Source organism: Mesorhizobium sp. USDA 4132 (assembly GCF_056279545.1).
In genome coordinates this window covers 3,482,895-3,501,624 of record NZ_JBWCCP010000001.1, presented here as the reverse complement: position 1 = coordinate 3,501,624, position 18,730 = coordinate 3,482,895, and the positions used below count along the sequence as shown (strand labels likewise).

General features: G+C 62.9%; 15 protein-coding genes. 5 read left to right on the top strand and 10 right to left on the bottom strand.

All coding sequences use genetic code 11. The features are described 5' to 3' along the window. Window positions 1-2: 2 nt before the first annotated feature. The 3 genes from ACZ9IU_RS17795 to rpsU form a co-directional block, all read right to left on the bottom strand. Entirely contained in the window at window positions 3-1,295 is a 1,293-nt protein-coding gene (locus ACZ9IU_RS17795; protein ID WP_038545238.1) for a pilus assembly protein TadG-related protein, read from the bottom strand. Window positions 1,296-1,457: 162 nt separating this feature from the next. Continuing rightward, on the bottom strand, window positions 1,458-2,345 hold the full coding sequence (locus tag ACZ9IU_RS17790; protein WP_038549603.1) for a tetratricopeptide repeat protein: 888 nt from the start codon (window positions 2,343-2,345) through the stop codon (window positions 1,458-1,460). 120 nt (window positions 2,346-2,465) lie between these two features. Next, window positions 2,466-2,711 (bottom strand): 30S ribosomal protein S21, encoded by a 246-nt coding sequence (gene rpsU / locus ACZ9IU_RS17785; RefSeq protein WP_038545235.1) that lies wholly within the window; start codon window positions 2,709-2,711, stop codon window positions 2,466-2,468. A 385-nt stretch (window positions 2,712-3,096) separates the two neighbouring features. Here rpsU and ACZ9IU_RS17780 point away from each other — a divergent pair, with 385 nt between their 5' ends. The 5 genes from ACZ9IU_RS17780 (at window position 3,097) to ACZ9IU_RS17760 (ending at window position 9,151) form a co-directional block, all read left to right on the top strand. After that, window positions 3,097-4,350 (top strand): sarcosine oxidase subunit beta family protein, encoded by a 1,254-nt coding sequence (locus ACZ9IU_RS17780; RefSeq protein ID WP_038545232.1) that lies wholly within the window; start codon window positions 3,097-3,099, stop codon window positions 4,348-4,350. Window positions 4,351-4,639: 289 nt separating this feature from the next. Beyond that, window positions 4,640-4,981, top strand: a complete 342-nt coding sequence (locus ACZ9IU_RS17775) for a sarcosine oxidase subunit delta (RefSeq protein WP_038545229.1) — start codon at window positions 4,640-4,642, stop codon at window positions 4,979-4,981. Next, entirely contained in the window at window positions 4,978-7,953 is a 2,976-nt protein-coding gene (locus ACZ9IU_RS17770; protein ID WP_038545226.1) for a sarcosine oxidase subunit alpha, read from the top strand. Before ACZ9IU_RS17775 ends, ACZ9IU_RS17770 begins: the two co-directional genes overlap by 4 nt. After that, window positions 7,946-8,506, top strand: coding sequence for a sarcosine oxidase subunit gamma (locus tag ACZ9IU_RS17765; RefSeq protein ID WP_038545223.1), 561 nt, complete (start codon window positions 7,946-7,948; stop codon window positions 8,504-8,506). The genes ACZ9IU_RS17770 and ACZ9IU_RS17765 overlap by 8 nt, the downstream gene beginning before the upstream one ends. Window positions 8,507-8,842: 336 nt before the next feature. Further along, a complete protein-coding gene (locus ACZ9IU_RS17760; RefSeq protein ID WP_038545220.1) occupies window positions 8,843-9,151 on the top strand; it encodes a hypothetical protein in 309 nt (102 codons plus the stop codon). A 47-nt stretch (window positions 9,152-9,198) separates the two neighbouring features. Here the strand turns inward: ACZ9IU_RS17760 and ACZ9IU_RS17755 are convergent, their stop codons facing one another. The 7 genes from ACZ9IU_RS17755 to glgC form a co-directional block, all read right to left on the bottom strand. Beyond that, window positions 9,199-10,440, bottom strand: coding sequence for an SAM-dependent methyltransferase (locus ACZ9IU_RS17755; protein WP_038545218.1), 1,242 nt, complete (start codon window positions 10,438-10,440; stop codon window positions 9,199-9,201). 85 nt (window positions 10,441-10,525) lie between these two features. Beyond that, window positions 10,526-11,584: a DUF2332 domain-containing protein gene (locus tag ACZ9IU_RS17750; RefSeq protein ID WP_038545215.1), complete on the bottom strand. Its 1,059-nt coding sequence runs from the start codon at window positions 11,582-11,584 to the stop codon at window positions 10,526-10,528. Window positions 11,585-11,589: 5 nt separating this feature from the next. Further along, on the bottom strand, window positions 11,590-12,075 hold the full coding sequence (locus ACZ9IU_RS17745; protein WP_038545211.1) for a MaoC family dehydratase: 486 nt from the start codon (window positions 12,073-12,075) through the stop codon (window positions 11,590-11,592). Between the two features lie 131 nt (window positions 12,076-12,206). Beyond that, on the bottom strand, window positions 12,207-14,156 hold the full coding sequence (glgX, locus tag ACZ9IU_RS17740) for a glycogen debranching protein GlgX (protein WP_038545208.1): 1,950 nt from the start codon (window positions 14,154-14,156) through the stop codon (window positions 12,207-12,209). 202 nt (window positions 14,157-14,358) lie between these two features. Further along, entirely contained in the window at window positions 14,359-15,987 is a 1,629-nt protein-coding gene (locus ACZ9IU_RS17735; RefSeq protein ID WP_038545205.1) for an alpha-D-glucose phosphate-specific phosphoglucomutase, read from the bottom strand. A gap of 2 nt (window positions 15,988-15,989) precedes the next feature. Further along, window positions 15,990-17,447 carry a glycogen synthase GlgA gene (gene glgA / locus ACZ9IU_RS17730; protein ID WP_038545202.1) on the bottom strand — a complete coding sequence of 486 codons (1,458 nt, stop codon included), beginning with the start codon at window positions 17,445-17,447 and terminating at the stop codon, window positions 15,990-15,992. 6 nt (window positions 17,448-17,453) lie between these two features. Beyond that, window positions 17,454-18,716 (bottom strand): glucose-1-phosphate adenylyltransferase, encoded by a 1,263-nt coding sequence (gene glgC, locus ACZ9IU_RS17725; protein ID WP_038545199.1) that lies wholly within the window; start codon window positions 18,714-18,716, stop codon window positions 17,454-17,456. Between the last annotated feature and the right edge of the window lie 14 nt (window positions 18,717-18,730).

Below are 18,730 nucleotides of genomic sequence, written 5' to 3'. Positions count from 1 at the left end.
GCTCAGCCCGAAAGGCGCGGCGTCGAGACGATCTTTAGGAAGAGGGTATTCATCGCGTCGCTGATGCCCTGCGACGGGCTGACCTCGAAGAAATAGCCGCTGGATGCGCAATTCTGCATCCGGGTGCTGATCTCGCTCTGGAACGGCTTGATCCACGAATTATACCAGCTGTTGGTCGGCAGCGGCAGGTAGGTCGTATAAAGGACGGCGATCTTGTATCCCTTGTCCTTGAGCGGCTGGCAGGCCCTTGTGTCGATCGGCTCCTGGCAGCGGGTGCCGGTGAGCATTTTGGTGCAGGTGGTCGGCTTCTTGCTGTCGCCGACGCCGTCCGACACGAAGAACACGATCTTCTCCGGGTCGGAAGGCGTCAGGCCCGTACCCGGCGTGCCCATCTTGTCGCCGATATTTTTCATGGCGAGATCGAAATCGGTCTGCTGGTCTTTGTTATAACCCTGATAGGGGATCGACATGAGGTCGATGAGCGAGGCCTTGCTTTTCGCGTCGACAAGATTGTCGGTCAGCGGGCTGATCTCGAGAAGCTTGGTATCCTCGGCTTTCTGGCCGAAGGTGTAGACCGCCATCCGATACTGATTGTCGCTTCTGCGCACCGACACGGCGGTGTCCATCAGCGCGGCCGTCGCGTTGGCGACAACATCGATACGGATCGTGACGCCGAGGCTTTTGGCGAGGTTGTAGTAGCTGTTTTCGTCCTCGACGCCGTTATTGACGATATGGCAGGCGAACGCACATTTGTCGGATGTATGGGCGATCATGGTGTTGATATCGGCCGTGGTGGCGCCGACCCCCATGGAGGGCGTGTTGTCGAGCAGAAGGTAGAAATCCCGGTAGGTTTCCGTCTGGAAGACTGCCGTCGCCTGACCGGTCACGGTGAACTCGTTCTTGCCGATGACCTTCAGAAGGGTGGTCGGAACGGTCGCGGTATAGGTGAACATCGCCGTCAGCTGGTTGTTGACCTTGGTGACCGTCGCCGCATGGTCCGTCAGCGTGTAGCCGGTCGCCGATGCGATCTGCGCCGCGAAAATCTTTTCGGCATCCTGAACGGCCGGGGTGATCGCGCCGTCCGTCATCATCTTCATAGCTTCCGCCGTACCGATGGATTTTTCCGCGACGGCACCCAGGGCGGCGGCGTCCGCCGCACCCTGCAGTTGGTTACGGGCCTCGAGGGCGTCGGTAAGATCGATGGCAAGGCCGGCGGCCGCGATCAGCGGCACGAGCAGCAAGGCGCTCATTATTCCGAAGTTTCCGGACCTGTCGCCCAGGAGTTTATCCAGCATGCACGTACCCCATTCCATCCGGGAACAGTAGTACCAAATAGTAACGCCTTTATTAGTTTCATCTGTTATTAATGTTTGGCGGGGTGCCGTCCCGGCGCAAACAACGCGCCTTGCGTCGGATGAAACGTTAACGGTTTCAGGTGTTGCGCCGCTACGCGGATCTCAGGTGCTGGCGCGGGTGCGGCTCGCGCCGTCCTGGGCGGGCTTGTAGTTCGGGTCGAGGCGCATGGCGTGCGAATAGGACTTGTAGGCACGCGCCTTGTCGCCGCGGCGCTCATAGACCAGCGCCTGGTTGGCCCAGGATTCGGCCAGCTTGTCGTTGAGCTCGATCGCATGGTTGAAGTCGGCAAACGCGTTGTCGTCGTCGTTCAAGGCGACATAGGAAATGCCGCGGCCGTTATAGGGCTCAGGCGAATTCGCCGACAGCGAGATGGCTTTCGAGAAATCGTCGATCGCCTGGGCGTGCTGGCCGCGCATCTGGTAGATCAGGCCGCGATTGTGCCAGGCCCGGCCATCGGTGGTTTCCAGCTGGATCGCCTTGTTGAAGTCGTTGAAGGCTTCGTTGGTGCGGCCGGCCTGGCGATAGATATTGCCGCGGCCGATATAGGCGACGTCGTAATTCGGGTTGATCTGCAGAGAGCGGTTATAGTCGTTGGCCGCTTCGACGGGCTTGCCCATGTTGCGATAGACGAGCGCCCGGTTGGCATAGGCCTGGTAGAACTGCGGATTGAGCTGGATGGCGCGGTTGAAGTCCTCAAGCGCGCGCGAAAACTCGCCGGCGCGTCCGTAGGCCGTACCACGGACGTTATAGCCTTCCGGATCCTGCGGGCTGGAATTGATGACGGAAGAGAGCGAGGCGATGTTCTCTTGGGATCCCTGGGCACGGTCGACGGTGATCATGTCGGTCGAGCTGGTGGTTGCGCAGCCGGCAAGCGCCAGAAGGGCGATCAGCGCGGCAGGCACCGCTGTTTTGCGACGGACGGGAGAAGCTTGGGTCAAGAGGCCGGAAATTTCGGTTCCACGATCGAGAACGGCATTTTTGGCGGCCATCAGGCGCATTTCCTCATGTCGGGGCAAAGGCATTGGAAGTCTCGGACCAAATCAAAAGAGCGGCGGCGCCCATGTCGCCACCGCCCTGAAAGCACATGAAAACGTCCAAAAAACGGCCGATCAACGAGCCGGGCGCGCAGGAACCGCACGAGCGGGAGCGGCAATCAGACCTTCGCGCTGCATGCGCTTGCGGGCAAGCTTGCGAACGCGACGAACAGCCTCTGCCTTTTCACGGGCGCGCTTTTCAGACGGCTTCTCGTAATAATCGCGCATCTTCATTTCACGGAAAATGCCTTCGCGCTGCATCTTCTTCTTGAGAGCGCGGAGCGCCTGATCGACGTTGTTGTCGCGGACAAGTACCTGCACGTGAATCCCGTTCCTTTGGTTTGTTGCTCGCCTGGATCGGTACGATTCGAGGCGAAAGAATAACGTCCGCTCGGCCTGGAGCCGTGCGATTGATGACGGCAGATAGCAGAAGAGATGTGCGAAGTCCAGACGCATTAAGGCCGATCTGCGCCAATTCCGCCGCCTTTTCAGAAACTGCCGTAAAATCTGAATAGCCGGTCGCAATTTACGGTCGGAGTGCCGTTCGATCCTCCCGAATTCGCGGACGATCTTGCCGGTGTCGATGGGGAGGGCGAATGCGTCGCAATAGAGCCATTGCGACGCATATTGATTTGCGATGGGTATGGCACTACCCAAATGCCGGCCCTGCGATGAGGGCTGACGATCCCTAGGAGTTCGAGGCGAGATGCGCAGATATTCGGTTTTCGCCGTGGCCCGCGAGGCAATGCGTGCCCACAAGGGCTGGGAAGCGCAGTGGGCCTCTCCGGAGCCGCGCAGTGCTTACGATGTGATTATCGTCGGCGCCGGCGGGCATGGCCTGGGTGCTGCCTATTATCTGGCCAAGGAACACGGCATCACCAATGTCGCAGTGATCGAGAAGGGCTGGCTCGGCGGCGGTAATACCGGCCGCAACACGACGATCATCCGCTCCAACTATCTCTATGAAGAGAGCATGGATATCTATGAGCATTCGCTCAAGCTCTGGGAGGGGCTGAGCCAGGATCTCAACTACAATGTCATGTATTCGCCGCGCGGCGTGATGATGCTGTCGCACAACACCCACGATATGCAGAGTTTCAAGCGGCATATCAACGCCAACCGGCTCTACGGTATCGACAACGAATGGCTGACGCCGGAACAGGCCAAGGCCTTCGTGCCGGTTCTCGATATTGCCAGGACGGCGCGTTACCCGATCAACGGCGCCGCCCTGCAGCGGCGCGGCGGTACGGCCCGCCACGATGCGGTCGCCTGGGGGTATGCGCGTGCGGCGTCCGACCGCGGCGTCCACATCATCCAGAATTGCGAAGTGACCGGCATCCGTCGCGGCCCGAACGGCGATGTCCTGGGCGTCGAGACGAGCAAGGGCTTCATCGGGGCGAAGAAGATCGGCGTCTCGGCCGCCGGCCATTCATCCGTTGTGATGGAGATGGCCGGCGTGCGTGTGCCGCTCCATTCAACTCCGCTGCAGGCGCTGGTCTCCGAACCGCTGAAACCGATCTTCCCCTGCGTCGTCATGTCGAACACGGTGCATGCCTATATCTCGCAGTCGGACAAGGGCGAACTCGTGATCGGCGCCGGCACCGACCAATACAATTCCTATTCCCAGACCGGCGGGCTGCAGATCATCACCCATACGCTCGACGCAATCTGCGAACTCTTCCCGATGTTCCGGCGGGTGAAGATGATGCGCCAGTGGGGCGGCATTACCGATAACACGCCGGATCGTTCGCCGATCCAGGGCGTCACGCCGGTGCCGGGCCTGTTCGTCAATTGCGGCTGGGGCACCGGCGGCTTCAAGGCGACGCCGGGTTCGGCCAATCTCTTCGCGCATCTGATTGCCAAGGGCGAGCCGCACCGGCTGGCAGCGGGGCTGAACCTCGACCGGTTCCGCACCGGCCGGCTGATCGACGAGGCGGCGGCCGCCGCCGTGGCGCATTGATGAGGGGCGGGATGTTTTGCCTTCCGGACCAAATTGTGCCCTTCGCTCCAACTCCACGGCGGTCACGCATGGGAGAAGACGGTGCGGCATACCGATCTCCCCCCTTGAGGGGGAGATGCCCGGCAGGGCAGAGGGGGGTAACCCTCTCGGTATATTCTTCCGACGCCGTATTTGCCGCACCGTCGCTACCCCCCTCTGTCACCTTCGGTGACATCTCCCCCTCAAGGGGGGAGATCAGTGGGAGCATGCCTCGCTCACATTCATCCTCCCAACCCCTGCGGAGCCCCGCATGCTGCTGATCCATTGCCCCTATTGCGAGGAAGATCGCTCCGAGCTGGAATTCCGCTGGGCCGGCGAGGCGCATATTGCGCGGCCGGAGAATATCTCGGCGATTTCCGACGAGGAATTCGCGGAATATTTCTTCCTGCGCAACAACGAAAAAGGCCTCACCTATGAACGCTGGCGGCATATCCACGGCTGCGGACGGTTCTTCAACGCGGCGCGCGACACGGTGAGCGACCGGTTCCTGATGACCTACAAGGCGGGAATGCCGAAGCAGGTGTTGCCTGAAACCGGGGCTTCCGAAGAGACCGTCGAGACCTATGAAGCAACAGAGGGAGACGCCCGATGAGCACCTCCTCCAATTCCGGCGCCTTCCGCATCAAGGGTGCAGGGCGGCTGACGCCCGCCCGCACGGCGCGCTTCACCTTCGACGGCAAGAGTTATACGGCGCTGGAAGGCGATACCGTTGCCTCGGCGCTGCTGGCGCATGGCGTCCATCTGCTTGGCCGCTCATTCAAATATCACCGGCCGCGCGGTATTCTCTCTGCCGGTCCGGAAGAGCCGAACGCGCTGATCGACGTGTCGCGCGATGCGGCGCGGCGCCAGCCGAACGTGCGCGCCACCGTGCAGGAAGTTTTTGACGGGGCAAAGATCGCCTCGCAGAACCGCTGGCCGTCGCTGAAGTTCGATGTCGGAGCGGTCAACAATCTGTTCTCGCCGTTTTTTGCGGCCGGCTTCTACTACAAGACCTTCATGTGGCCGCGCGAGGCCTGGGTGAAGATCTACGAACCCTTCATCCGCCGTGCGGCCGGCCTCGGCGTTGCGCCGACCGAAGAAGATCCGGATCATTATGCCAACCGCTACGCCCATTGCGACGTGCTGGTTGCCGGTGCCGGCGTTGCCGGCCTGACGGCGGCGCTTTCGGCGGCTGCGACGGGGCAAAGCGTTTTCCTGGTCGACGAACAGCCGGAAGTCGGCGGCGCGCTGCATTACGACGCGGCGACCACGATCGATGGACAGAATGGTTACGACTGGGCGCAGGCGACGGCGGCAAAGCTGAAGGCCATGCCGAACGTGACGGTGCTGACCCGCACGACGGTGTTCGGTTATTACAATCATGGTTTCCTCGGCCTCGTGGAGCGGGTGACCGACCATGTCGCGAAGCCCGGCAAGGACCTGCCCCGCGAACGGCTCTGGCAGGTGCGCGCGAAAAAGGTGGTGCTGGCGACCGGTTCGATCGAGCGGCACATGGTGTTTGCCAATAACGATCGGCCGGGCATCATGCTGGCGTCTGCGGCACGCACCTTCCTCAACCATCACGGCGTCGCTGTCGGAAGACAGGTCGGCGTCTACACGGCGCATGATTCGGCCTACGAGACGGCTTTCGACCTGAAGCGGGCGGGCGTCTCGATCGCGGCGATCGTCGATTGCCGCGCCGATCCCGGTGAGGCGCTGCTGGCGGAAGCCCGCGGGCTCGGCATCTCCGTGCTGAGCGGCCATTCGGTGACCGATACCGGCGGCCGGCTGCGGATTTCCTCGATGACCGTGGCGCGCAACGGCGGCGGCGATGCCCGCAAGATTGCTGTCGACGCCCTGATCGTCTCGGCCGGCTGGACGCCTTCGGTGCATCTCTTTTCGCAGTCGCGCGGAAAACTCCGGTTCGACGACGTCAACCAGCGTTTCCTGCCGAATATCTATGCGCAGGATTGCGTTTCCGTCGGTTCCTGCAACGGCACGGACGATCTGGCCGAACTGATCGACGAGGCGATTGCGGCCGGCGGCGGTTCGGTGGCGCTTGCGGGCGAGAACCGGTTCGAATGGACCGGCGGCATGATCGGCGCTGCAGAAGGTGCGGGGCCGGATACGACGGTGAAAGCCTTCGTGGATTTCCAGCACGACGTGACCGCCAAGGACATCCGGCTTGCGGTGCGCGAGGGCATGCACTCGATCGAGCATATCAAGCGCTTCACCACCAACGGCATGGCGTCGGACCAGGGCAAGCTTTCCAACATGCATGGTCTGGCGATCGCCGCCGAAATGCTCGACCGGCCGATCCCGCAGGTGGGGCTGACGACGTTCCGTGCGCCCTACACGCCGGTGACCTACGGCACGCTGGTCGGCCATTCGCGCGGAGAACTCTTCGATCCGGCGCGCAAGACGCCGATGCATGCGCTCGAAACGGCCGAGGGCGCCGAGTTCGAGGATGTCGGCAACTGGAAGCGCGCCTGGTATTACCCGAAGCGCGGCGAGGACATGCTGGCCGCCGTCAACCGCGAATGCCGGACGGTGCGCGAAGTGGCGGGTGTGTTCAACGGTTCGACGCTCGGCAAGATCGAGGTGGTGGGTCCCGATGCGGCGCAGTTCCTGAACCTCATCTATACGAATGCCTGGGACAGCCTGAAGCCCGGCAAGAGCCGCTACGGGATCATGACCCGCGAGGACGGTTTCGTTTATGACGACGGCGTCGTCGGCCGGCTTGCCGAGGACCGCTTCCATGTGACGACCACGACCGGCGGGGCGCCGCGTGTTCTGCACCACATGGAAGACTATCTGCAGACGGAGTTCCCGCATCTCAGGGTCTGGCTCACCTCGACCACCGAGCAATGGGCGGTCATCGCCGTGCAGGGGCCGAAGGCACGCGAGATCATCCAGCCGTTCGTCGAGGGCGTCGATATTTCCAACGAGGCCTTTCCGCATATGAGCGTGGCGGAATGCAGCGTGATGGGCGTGCCGGCGCGGCTCTTCCGCGTCTCGTTCACCGGCGAACTCGGTTACGAAATCAACGTGCCCGCCGACTACGGTCCGGCCGTCTGGAAGGCAATCTGGGAGCGGGCTGAGCCGATGGGTGCCTGCCTCTACGGCACCGAGACCATGCACGTGCTGCGCGCCGAAAAGGGCTATATCATCGTCGGCCAGGATACGGACGGCACGGTGACACCGTACGATGCGGGTCTCGGCTGGGCTGTCTCCTCCAAGAAGCCCGATTTCGTCGGCATTCGCGGGCTGAAGCGCCCGGACCTGGTGCGCGAGGGCCGCAAGCAGCTCGTCGGACTACTGACGAAGGACCCGGCACTGGTGCTGGAGGAGGGCGGCCAGATCGTCGCCGACCCGAACCAGGCCAAGCCGATGACCATGCTCGGCCATGTGACCTCCGCCTACTGGTCGGAGAATTGCGGCCGCTCGATCGCGCTGGCGCTGGTTGCCGGCGGAAGGGCGCGGATCGGCGAGACGCTCTATGTGCCGCTGAAAGACAGGACGATCGAAGTGGAAGTGACCGACATGGTGTTCTTCGACAAGGATGGAGGCCGCATCCATGGCTGATTCTGGGGCTGATCTGGCAAACCGCACTTTGCCTCTTTCCGGTTTCCACGGCGGTTCATCGACCGTCCGCCTCGAAGCGGCGCCACCCGCCGAGCGCATTTCGCTGCGCGCCAGGGCCGAGGATGTCGCAACGCTCTCCTCGGCGCTCGGCGTCGATTTGCCGGTCAGGCCGAAAACATCGGCTTCCGCCAACGGTCGTTCGGCGCTGTGGCTCGGGCCGGACGAATGGCTGGTGATCGCGGAAGAGAACGGCGGACTGATGCAGGCTGCGAAGAATTCCGGCGCACTGCATTCGGCAACGGATGTTTCCCACCGCAATACGGCGATCCTGGTGTCGGGGCCGGGGGCCGCGGCGGCGATCAATGCCGGCTGCCCGCAGGACCTGTCGCTGAAGGTCTTCCCGGTCGGCGCCTGTTCGCGGACCGTTTTCGGCAAGGTGGAAATCGTACTTCTGCGAACCGGTGACGAAGCGTTCCGGATGGAGGTCTGGCGGTCGTTCTCAGACTACGCCTTCGGCCTGCTGGCGGAAGGCGCACAGGACGCGGCCGTCTAGAGCCTTTCAGGGTTAAATTGAATCGTTCTGTTGGCTCAAACGGAGTCGGATGATCGACCGGCCGGCGCGCGTCGTAGCCATGCTCTACGGCCAAGCCGGCCGGTCGATCAGGCGGCCCGTTTCAGCCAACCCGAAGGGCCGGGCATCTTTCCGCCAGGATCAGAGGCGATCGGCTCGGACGTACATCGGGGTATGCCCTTCGCCAATCGCCTCTGCCCTGACGAAAACCTGCTCCGGCAGAACGCTTCAATTTAACCCTGAAAGGCTCTAGGACAATCGCCTGGCTTGACTTGCTCTCGCAGAACCGCACTCTCTCCCCACAAGGGGGAGGACATCATGGAACAATTCGGACTGATGGCGATTGCGGTCGTCGCGGCGGTGATCGGCGGGGCGATTGCTGCGAAGCTTGCGGGTATCGAGATCTGGAAAGGCGCGCTGATCGGCGCCTGCGCGTCCGTCGCCGGGGTGATCGTCTCCTCCGCACCGGGTGTCGACCGGAACCTGTCGATCCCGATGGCCGGCCTGATCGCCGCCGGCATTTCTGGCTCGGCCGTCGGCCTGACGCCGACGCGTACCGCCCAGATCGCGATCGGTGCGGCATTGCCGCCGCTCATCGGTTTCATGCTGATGGAAATGGGGGCTTAGGTAGCGGGGATCACTCGCCGGGCTGGGCCGACTGTCGTCCGAGCTTCTCACAGCGAAAGGTTTAAGCCTGCTTCCCGCTCGATATAGGCGCGCTGCTGATCGGTGATGTAGTCGCGCACGATCGGTGCCGCATCGCGCGAGCGCGACAGTTGCATATGGAAGACCAACTGGCTGCCGGTGCGGAACATCATCTCGGCGCTGATCAGGTAGAATTCCCACATGCGGGCGAAACGCTCGTCGTAAAGAGCAATGACCGCATCACGGTTCTTTTCGAACCGTTCCGACCAATGGGCAAGCGTGGTGGCATAATGCACGCGCAGAAATTCGAGATCGGTCACCCACAGGCTGTTGCGCTCGACCACCTCGAAGACCTCCGACAGGGCCGGCGAATAGGCGCCCGGAAAGATATATTTGCGCAGCCACGGGCTCGCCATGCCGGGCGGGCTCATATGGCCGATCGAATGCAGCACCACGAGGCCATCGTCCGGCATCAGGCTATTCAGCTTGGCGAAGAACTCATCGTAATGATGCACGCCGACATGTTCGAACATGCCGACCGAAACGATGCGGTCGAATGTTTCCGTCACGTCACGATAATCCTTGAGCTCGAAGCGGACACGGTTGTCGAGCCCGGCCGCCTGCGCCCGTGAGGAGGCGAGCGCCTGCTGTTCCTTCGACAAGGTGACACCGAGGACTTCGACGTCTTCGAGCCTCGCGAGGTAGAGCGCGAGGTCGCCCCAGCCGCAGCCGATATCGAGTACCTTCATGCCCGGCTTGAGGCCGAGCTTGGCTGCCAGCAGCCGCAGCTTGTTACGCTGCGCCTGTTCCAGCGTCTCGGACGGCTCGCGGAAATAGGCGCAGGAATAGAGCATGTTGGCGTCGAGGAAGAGTTTGTAGAAGTCATTGCCGAGATCGTAATGGTGCGCGACGTTCTGCTGCGCCTGGCCCTTGCGGTTGGATTGCTGCCGCTTACGGAAGCGCATCTTGATGCTGCGCAGAACCTTCTGGAGTGGATAGGAGCCGAGCGAGAGCCGGTTGACCGAAAACAGCGTCAGGAAATCGCGCAGCGTCGAGCCGTCCTCGAACCGCATCGTACCGTCCATATAGGCTTCGCCGGCCGCCAATTCCGGATTGAACACCAGGGTCCGGTAGAGCCGTTTGTCGGTGAGGCGCATGGTGACCGCCGGGCCGGGCGTACCGGCGAACACATGGCGGTTACCCTCTGCATCGATGACCGTCAATCGGCCGCGGCGAATGAAGGATTTCATCATATGCGACAGCGGAAACATCAGCATCCCCCCGGAACCATTAGCACCCGAAGGACAGGCTAACATCAAGTTTCGGGAATGGCGATCAACAGTTCGCGCGCGGGTTCTAGGCTTGCCAGCCTTTCCACTTCATCCAGCGGCCGTGGGGATCGATGCGGGCGAGCTCCCGGGTCTCGCCGGTCGGCCAGATCTGCAGGCTGAGTGCTGCGCTGTTCGGATCGTCGTCCATTTCCATCTGCAGGCGGGCGAGCGGGGCTGCTTCCGTCGCCCGGCTGCCGGCTTCGGCGATGATCGCCTCGCCTGCCGAGCGGGCTTCCGGCGGCAAATATTGCCAGGCGATCGAGTGGTAGACGACATGGACCGTGCCGGGCACAAGCACCTTCAGGCGCTTGTCGCGCAGCCAGGCAAGCGCATCGCCCTTTTCGACGAGCGTCGGGTGCTCCCTGGCGATCTGCAGCGCCGCGCGGGTACGTTCCACCCGGTCGGTCTGGTCGGCCCAGATGTAGGACAGCAGCCGCAGGCAGTCTTCAGGCGAGTTGGGGTCGAGAGGGTTGAGGTCGCAGCCGGCGCGATCGGTAATGGTGATCTCGACATCGGGCGGGGACGGGCCTTGCCAGCCGGGCTTCAGCCGGACCGGCGATGACGGATCGCCCCAGAGCAAACCGCCGAGATCGTGGTGATAGCCGTCCCAATTGAGATTGAGGCCCATGCTGGCGCCGAATTCCGACAGGATCAGCGGCTTGCGGAACAGATCGGCGACGGTGAGGAAACCGGCCAGCAGGCCGCTCGACCGTCGCACCTCGTTGGTTTGCGGGGCAAAGCTCATCCGTTCGAGAATGAAGGCTTCATGGGTTTCGAAGGCACCGGCAATCGCCGTCCAAAGCGTGTCGTCGCTCACGTCATTCGGCGGATAGGCTGCTTTCAGGCGATCGTCCTTGCCGTCGATGATCAGCGCATGCAGGGCGCCGGCGAGGCGGGTGGGCACCAGGTCGCCGCGTGTGGCAGGATCTCGTTCCCAGCTCAAAATTCGCCTGCCCACTTCGGTCGAACGGTCGAGATGTTCGAGCATCAACTTGCCGAGGCGTGCGGTAAAGGGTGATCCGAGGAGCTCGCCTCCGGCGATCTGTTCCCGGAACGCCTGCCTGATCTCGTCTTCGGACGCCATGGCGCTCACAATCCTTCCGGCCGGTCCTTCGGGTCGAACTGGATGATGGTGATCCAGATGGCCGTGAGCGCCAGTTTCCTTTCGTTCTCGATCTCGACCGAGACGTCGTATGTGGTCATCAGCATGCCGGCACCGCGGAAGCGGGTTTCGGCGAGCGTGAAATGGCCGCGGATGCGGCTGCCGCTTTTGACCGGCGACATGAAGCGGATGCGGTCGAAACCGTAATTGATGCCCATCGTCTGTTCGCGGATCCTCGGCACGCAGTCGAAGTTCATGGCGGACAGCAGCGATAGCGTCAGGAAGCCGTGAGCGATGGTGCCGCCGAAGGGGCTTTCGGCCGTGGCGCGCTCCGGATCGACATGGATGAACTGGTGATCGTGGGTGGCGTTCGCGAAGAGGTCGATCATCGGCTGATCCACCGTGATCCATTCCGATACGCCGACTTCCGTGCCAACCAAACCTTCGACTTCGGTTAGCGAAATTTCACGCATGCGACCTCTCTGATTTCTTCTGGATGTTGAGGACCCCGGACGAAACGCCGCCTTGCACTTCCCCAAAAATGCTCAATAGCTGTCGGACTTTACAGGGTTTGCCCTGGTTGGCGAGTGATTTTTGCAGCGCGTTATTCCTCGATGCAGAAACGCACGGAACGGGCGGAAAGCACCTGGTTCCACAGCTCGCCGGAGGCGAAATGTTTCCAACCCCAGCCGGGAAGGGCGAAGCTTGCCGGCTCGTGGCCGCGGTTGAAGAGAATGGCGATGCGGGTGTCCCTATCGGTCTGCCGGTCGAGCGTCTTCAGCACCATTCCGAGCACCGGATTGCCGGAATTTTCCCAGTCGCCGACCTCCATGGGCTTTCCGGAGGCGGACAGCCATTCGACATCGCCGCCGCCGGTGAAGAAGGAGGTTTCCGAAAAGACTGCGAAGCGTTTTCGAAGGGCGGCGAGCATGGCGGTATGTTCGACAAGCACCTTGTCGATCTTGCTCCAGTCGAACCAGGTGATCGCATTGTCCTGGCAATAGGCATTGTTGTTGCCGCGCTGGCTGCGGCCGGCTTCGTCGCCCATGGTGAGCATGACCGTGCCGCGGCTGGCAAACAGGGTGGAGATGAGGGCCGCGGCATCGCGGCGGCGGTTCTCGTTGATCGCCGCATCGTCGGTCTCGCCTTCAACGCCGTTGTTCCAGGAGAAATTCTCGCCGTGGCCGTCGCGGTTCTGTTCACCGTTCGCCTCGTTGTGTTTGTGCTCGTTGGAGACAAGATCCATCAGGGTGAAGCCGTCATGGGCGGCGAGGAAGTTGACGGTGCGGCTGCGGCCGGACCTTTCGAAAACATCCGATGACCCCGAAAGTCGCGTCGCGAGCGCGCCGGTCGTCCACTGGTCGCCGCGCCAGTAGCGGCGCATGTCGTCGCGGGCGCGGTCGTTCCATTCGAGGAAGGGTTCCGGAAAATTGCCGAGCTGGTAGCCGCCGGCCCCGATATCCCAGGGCTCGGCGATCAGGATGCGGTCCTTTAGCGCCTCGTCGGAGATCATCGCCTTCAGGGTCTCGCCCTTGGCATCGAAACCGCTTTCCGTGCGGCCGAGGACGGGGGCAAGGTCGAAACGGAACCCGTCCACGCCGGCATGGACGACGAAATGGCGGAGCGTGTCGATGATCAGCCGGCGGACATAAGGATGGTCGCAGGCGACCGTGTTGCCGGTGCCGGTATCGTTAACCAGATGGCCGGGCTCGCCATAGACATGGCGGTAATAGGAGCGGTTGTCTAGGCCGCGCATGGAGAGCGTCGCGCCCTGCCGGTCGCTCTCGCCGGTATGGTTGAAGACGAGGTCGAGGATGGTGCCGATGCCGGCCTGGTGCAGCGTTGCGACCGTCTCGCGCAGTTCCTTGATGCCGCTGGGGCAGAGGCGTGGATCGAGCGCCATGAAGGCGACCGGGTTGTAGCCCCAGCCGTTGGTAAGGCCGAGCGGGGGAAGGTGGCGTTCGTCGATCCAGGCGGTGATCGGCATCAGCTCGATCGCATCGACGCCGATCTTCTTCAGGTGCGCGATGATCGAGGGATGGGCAAGCGCTGCGACCGTACCGCGCTGTTTTTCCGGGATCGCCGGGTGGAGCATGGTGAAGGGTTTGACCGCGACCTCGTAGACGAAGCCGCCGGACGGCAGGATCGGCCGGCCGATCTTGGCGAGCGGATCGCGGGTGACGATCGCCCTCGGGACCAGATCGGCGGTGTCGACGCCGAACATGGAGAGCCGGGCGTCGTGCCGGAAGGGACGATCCAGTTCGCGGGCATAGGGATCGACCAGCAGTTTGGAGGAGTCGAACCAGGAGCCGTTGTCGGGATCGTAGGCACCCCAGGCGCGGTAGCCGTAACGGGCGCCGGCACCGAGCGCCGGCACCGAGATGCGGTGGATGTCGTCCCGGCCGCGCACCAGCCGGTGGCGGGCGGTTTCCTTCTTTCCCTCGGCGTCGAAGAGACAGAGTTCGATCCGCTCGGCATGGTGCGACCAGACGGCGAAGTCAGCGCCGTCTGCGGTCAGGGATACGCCGAGTTTCGGGTCAGAGGGTCTGGCCAACGGTTTTACCCCCCTCTGCCCTGCCGGGCATCTCCCCCTCAAGGGGGGAGATCGGATGGAGCAACGTCTCGGCCACCGTTAGCGTCGGCGAGGAAGGAAAGCAGTGCGTCTTGCCAATCTCCCCCCTTGAGGGGGAGATGCCCGGCAGGGCAGAGGGGGGTAAAGGCATCCATCGGCCTCCCGATTTGAGCGCGAGAAGCCATCAGGTAATCACAGTGGGCTTGTCGCGGCCTGTCCTCTTGCGGAGATCGGAGATCTGGTCAGCGACGGCGATGAGGTCGGCGAGCGCTTCCTGGGTGTCGATCGCATGGCGCGACGCGTCCGGCTCGTAGCGCTCGACATAGACGCGGATCGTGGCGCCCGAGGTGCCGGTGCCGGAGAGGCGGAAGACGACGCGGGAGCCGCCTTCGAAGAGGATGCGGATGCCCTGGTTCTTGGAGACCGAGCCGTCGATCGGATCGTGATAGGCGAAGTCGTCGGCCGTTGCGACCTTCAGCGCGCCGAACGACTGGCCGGGGAGGGTCGCCAGCTTGTCGCGCAGGGCGGTGATCAGCAGATTGGCGGCTTCCGAATCGACCTCTTCGTAGTCGTGGCGGGAATAGTAGTTGCGGCCGTATTCGGCCCAGTGCGACTTGACGATCTCCTCGACGCTTTCGTTGCGGGCGGCCATGATGTTCAGCCAGAAGAGCACCGCCCAGAGGCCGTCCTTTTCGCGCACGTGGTCCGAGCCGGTGCCAAAACTTTCTTCGCCGCAGACGGTCGCCTTGCCGGCGTCAAGGAGGTTGCCGAAGAACTTCCAGCCGGTCGGCGTCTCGTACATGCCGATGCCGAGTTTTTCGGCGACGCGGTCGGCGGCAGCACTGGTCGGCATCGAGCGGGCGATCCCGGCGATGCCGCGGGCGTAACCGGGAGCGACGGTGGCGTTGGCGGCGATGATCGCCAGGCTGTCGGACGGGGTGACGAACATGCCCTTGCCGACGATCATGTTGCGGTCGCCGTCGCCGTCTGACGCGGCACCGAAATGCGGCCCGTCGGGGCTCATGACGTCGTCATAGAGTTCCTTGGCGTGGACGAGGTTCGGGTCCGGGTGGTGGCCGCCGAAATCTGGCAGGGGCACGGCGTTGCGCACCGAGCCTTCCGGTGCACCGAGGCGGTTTTCGAGGATCTGCCGCGCATACGGGCCGGTGACGGCGCCCATCGAATCGATGACGACATTGACGCCGCTGGCGATCAAGGCGCGGATCGACGGAAAGTCGAACAGCTGTTCCATCAGCTCGGCATAGTCGGCGACCGGGTCGATCACCTCGACGGTCATGCCGGCGACGTCGAAGGAGCCGATCGCGTCGAGATCGAGATCGACGACATCGGCGATCTTATAGGTGTCGATGACCTTGGAGCGGGCGAAGATCGCATCGGTGATCTTTTCCGGAGCCGGGCCGCCATTGCCGATATTGTACTTGATGCCGAAATCCTCGGTCGGACCGCCGGGATTATGGCTGGCCGAGAGGATGATGCCGCCGAAGGCCTTGTACTTGCGGATGATGTTGGAGGCGGCGGGCGTCGAGAGGATGCCGCCCTGGCCGACCATGACCTTGCCGAAGCCGGCGGCCGCGGCCATCTTGATCGCCTTCTGGATGACCTCGCGGTTGTAATAGCGGCCGTCGCCGCCGATCACCAGCGTCTGGCCCTCGAAGCCTTTGAGGCTGTCGAAGATCGACTGGATGAAGTTCTCCGCATAGTTCACTTGCGCGAAGACCGGGACCTTCTTGCGCAGGCCGGACGTGCCCGGCTTCTGATCCTGATAGGGAGTGGTGGTGACGGTCTTGATCATGGTCAGGAACCTTTTTTGGCAATGAGGCTGGAATAGAGGCCGGCATAAAGTCCGGCGCTCCTTTCCCAGGATACATCGGATTTCATGCCCTGCTTCTGCATCCCCGTCCAGACCTTGGGCTGATGGTAGAGGCCAACGGTGCGGCGAAGCGCCCGGCGCAGGTTGTCGGTGGTGACCGGGCTGAAAGAGATGCCGGTGGCGGCCTTGGCGGCGATCGCGGCATGGCTTGCGTCGATGACGGTGTCGTTCAAACCGCCGGTGCGGGCTACGACCGGAATGCAGCCGTATCTGAGGCCGTAGAGTTGGGTGAGGCCGCAGGGCTCGAAGCGCGAGGGGATGACGATCGCATCGCAGCCCGCCTGCATCAGGTGGGAGAGCGGCTCGTCATAGATGGAGAGGACGGCGACCTTGCCGGGGTGGCGTTTGGCTGCGGCATGGAAGGCGTTTTCGAGCGCCCGGTCGCCGGAGCCGAGCACCGCCAGCCGCCCGCCCATCGCGACGAGGTCGTCGAGCGTTTCGGCCAGCAGGTCCATGCCCTTCTGCCAGGTGAGCCGCGAGATGACGCAGAAGAGCGGTCCAGCCTCCCGGTCGAGACCGAAGCGCTCAGTGACCGCCCGCTTGTTCTCGGCGCGGGTCTTCAGCGTGGTGGCGTTGTAGTGGGTTTTCACGGCGGGGTCGGTCGCCGGGTCCCAGATCTCGGCGTCGATGCCGTTGACGATGCCGTGCAGGTCGCCCTGGCGGATCGTCAGCAGGCCTTCGAGGCCCATGCCGAATTCTGGGGTGAGGATCTCCTCGGCATAGGAAGGGCTGACGGTCGAGATTGCCCAGCTCGTCTGCAGCCCGGCTTTCAGGAAACCGACGCCGCCGAAATATTCGACGCCTTCGATGCTAAAGGCGTGCGCCGGCAGATCGAGATAGGGAAAGATGTCGGCGCCGTACTGGCCCTGGAAGGCAATGTTGTGAATGGTGGTGAGCGTCGGCACTTCCGGCTCGTCGGAATAGCGCATGTAAGCCGGCACCATCGCCGCCTGCCAGTCGTGGACGTGGACGATATCAGGCCGCCAGCCGCCATCGCCGTCCGCTATGGCGCCCTGAGCGATCATCGCACCGGCCTTGGAGAGGGCTGCGAAACGACGCCAGTTGTCGAAATGGTCCTTGCCGGTCGCATCGGCATAAGGGCCGCCCGGGCGGTCGAAGAAGACCGGCGAATCGAGGATCAGGAGATCGAGCCCCTGATGCTCGACTTCGAGCACGTCGGCCCTGGCGCCGAGCAGGTTTTCGAAACTCAGGCGGAGCTTGGCGCCCTTGACGGCCCGCATCACCGCCGGATAACCGGGCATCAGCGTCTTGACCGAAACGCCATGGCCTTTCAGCGCCAGCGGCAACGCCCCGGCCACATCGGCAAGTCCGCCGGTCTTGACCAGCGGATAGACTTCGGACGCAACCGAAAGCACTTCCATAACGCGTTACAGGTCCAGTTTGTCGATCATCGTCTGGGTGATCAGGCAGATACCGTTTTCGGTGCGCCGGAAACGCTTCGCATCGATTTCGGGATCCTCGCCTACCACCAGGCCTTCCGGAATGGTTACACCGTGATCGATGACGACATTGCGAAGCTGCGCGCGCCTTCCGATCCGGACGTTCGGCAGCACGACAGCGCCCTCGAGGCGGGAATAGGAATTGGCGCGCACCCCGGTGAAGAGCAGGCTGCGATTGAGCGACGAACCGGAAATGATGCAGTCGCCTGAAACGACCGACGAGGTCGCCGAGCCGCGGCGGTTTTCGTCGTCATGGACGAATTTCGCTGGCGGGGTGATCTCCGCATAGGTCCAGATCGGCCAGGACTTGTCATAGATATCAAGCCCCGGAACGATTTCGGTCAAGTCGATATTGGCCTGCCAGTAGGCGTCGACCGTGCCTGCGTCGCGCCAATAGGGTTCGCGCTCGAAATCGGACCGAACGCAGCTATCGGCGAACCGATGGGCGACCGCTTTGCCGTGCTCGACAATATAGGGAATGATGTCCTTGCCGAAGTCGCGGCTGGAGCCGGGCGTTTCGGCGTCGCGCTTCAGCACGTCCATCAGGAACTTGGTGTGGAAGACGTAGATGCCCATCGAGGCGAGCGCGAAACCGGGATTGCCGGGAATGCCGGGCGGATCGGCGGGCTTCTCGACGAAGGCGATGATCTCGTCCTTCTCGTTGACATGCATGACGCCGAAGCCGGTGGCTTCCATGCGCGGCACTTCCAGGCAGCCGACGGTGACCTGGGCGCCGCTGTCCACATGCTGCTGGAGCATGTATTCGTAGTCCATCTTGTAGACGTGGTCGCCGGCGAGGATGACCATGTATTCAGGCGCGTAGGCCTCGATGATGTCGATATTCTGGAAGACAGCGTCGGCGGTGCCTTCGTACCATTGCGTCTCGGAGACGCGCTGGGAGGCGGGGAGGATGTCGAAGCTCTCGTTGCGTTCGGGCCGGAAGAAGTTCCAGCCGCGCTGCATGTGGCGGATCAGCGAATGCGCCTTGTATTGCGTCGCCACACCGATGCGGCGGATGCCGGAATTCAGGGCGTTCGACAGTGCGAAATCGATGATGCGCGCCTTGCCGCCGAAATAGACCGCCGGCTTGGCGCGGCGGTCGGTGAGTTCCTTCAATCGGCTGCCGCGACCGCCGGCAAGCACATAGGCCATGGCATCGCGCGATAGAGGCTGAATTCTTTTCTCGTTCATCGTTCCCTCCCAAG

What these genes read in the sequence shown, in the direction of transcription:
- ACZ9IU_RS17795 (WP_038545238.1), bottom strand. Translation starts at nt 1,295, where the DNA reads ATGCTGGATAAACTCCTGGGCGACAGGTCCGGAAACTTCGGAATAATG.
- ACZ9IU_RS17790 (WP_038549603.1), bottom strand. Translation starts at nt 2,345, where the DNA reads ATGGCCGCCAAAAATGCCGTTCTCGATCGTGGAACCGAAATTTCCGGC.
- ACZ9IU_RS17780 (WP_038545232.1), top strand. Translation starts at nt 3,097, where the DNA reads ATGCGCAGATATTCGGTTTTCGCCGTGGCCCGCGAGGCAATGCGTGCC.
- ACZ9IU_RS17775 (WP_038545229.1), top strand. Translation starts at nt 4,640, where the DNA reads ATGCTGCTGATCCATTGCCCCTATTGCGAGGAAGATCGCTCCGAGCTG.
- ACZ9IU_RS17770 (WP_038545226.1), top strand. Translation starts at nt 4,978, where the DNA reads ATGAGCACCTCCTCCAATTCCGGCGCCTTCCGCATCAAGGGTGCAGGG.
- ACZ9IU_RS17765 (WP_038545223.1), top strand. Translation starts at nt 7,946, where the DNA reads ATGGCTGATTCTGGGGCTGATCTGGCAAACCGCACTTTGCCTCTTTCC.
- ACZ9IU_RS17760 (WP_038545220.1), top strand. Translation starts at nt 8,843, where the DNA reads ATGGAACAATTCGGACTGATGGCGATTGCGGTCGTCGCGGCGGTGATC.
- ACZ9IU_RS17755 (WP_038545218.1), bottom strand. Translation starts at nt 10,440, where the DNA reads ATGTTTCCGCTGTCGCATATGATGAAATCCTTCATTCGCCGCGGCCGA.
- ACZ9IU_RS17750 (WP_038545215.1), bottom strand. Translation starts at nt 11,584, where the DNA reads ATGGCGTCCGAAGACGAGATCAGGCAGGCGTTCCGGGAACAGATCGCC.
- ACZ9IU_RS17745 (WP_038545211.1), bottom strand. Translation starts at nt 12,075, where the DNA reads ATGCGTGAAATTTCGCTAACCGAAGTCGAAGGTTTGGTTGGCACGGAA.
- ACZ9IU_RS17735 (WP_038545205.1), bottom strand. Translation starts at nt 15,987, where the DNA reads ATGATCAAGACCGTCACCACCACTCCCTATCAGGATCAGAAGCCGGGC.
- glgA (WP_038545202.1), bottom strand. Translation starts at nt 17,447, where the DNA reads ATGGAAGTGCTTTCGGTTGCGTCCGAAGTCTATCCGCTGGTCAAGACC.
- glgC (WP_038545199.1), bottom strand. Translation starts at nt 18,716, where the DNA reads ATGAACGAGAAAAGAATTCAGCCTCTATCGCGCGATGCCATGGCCTAT.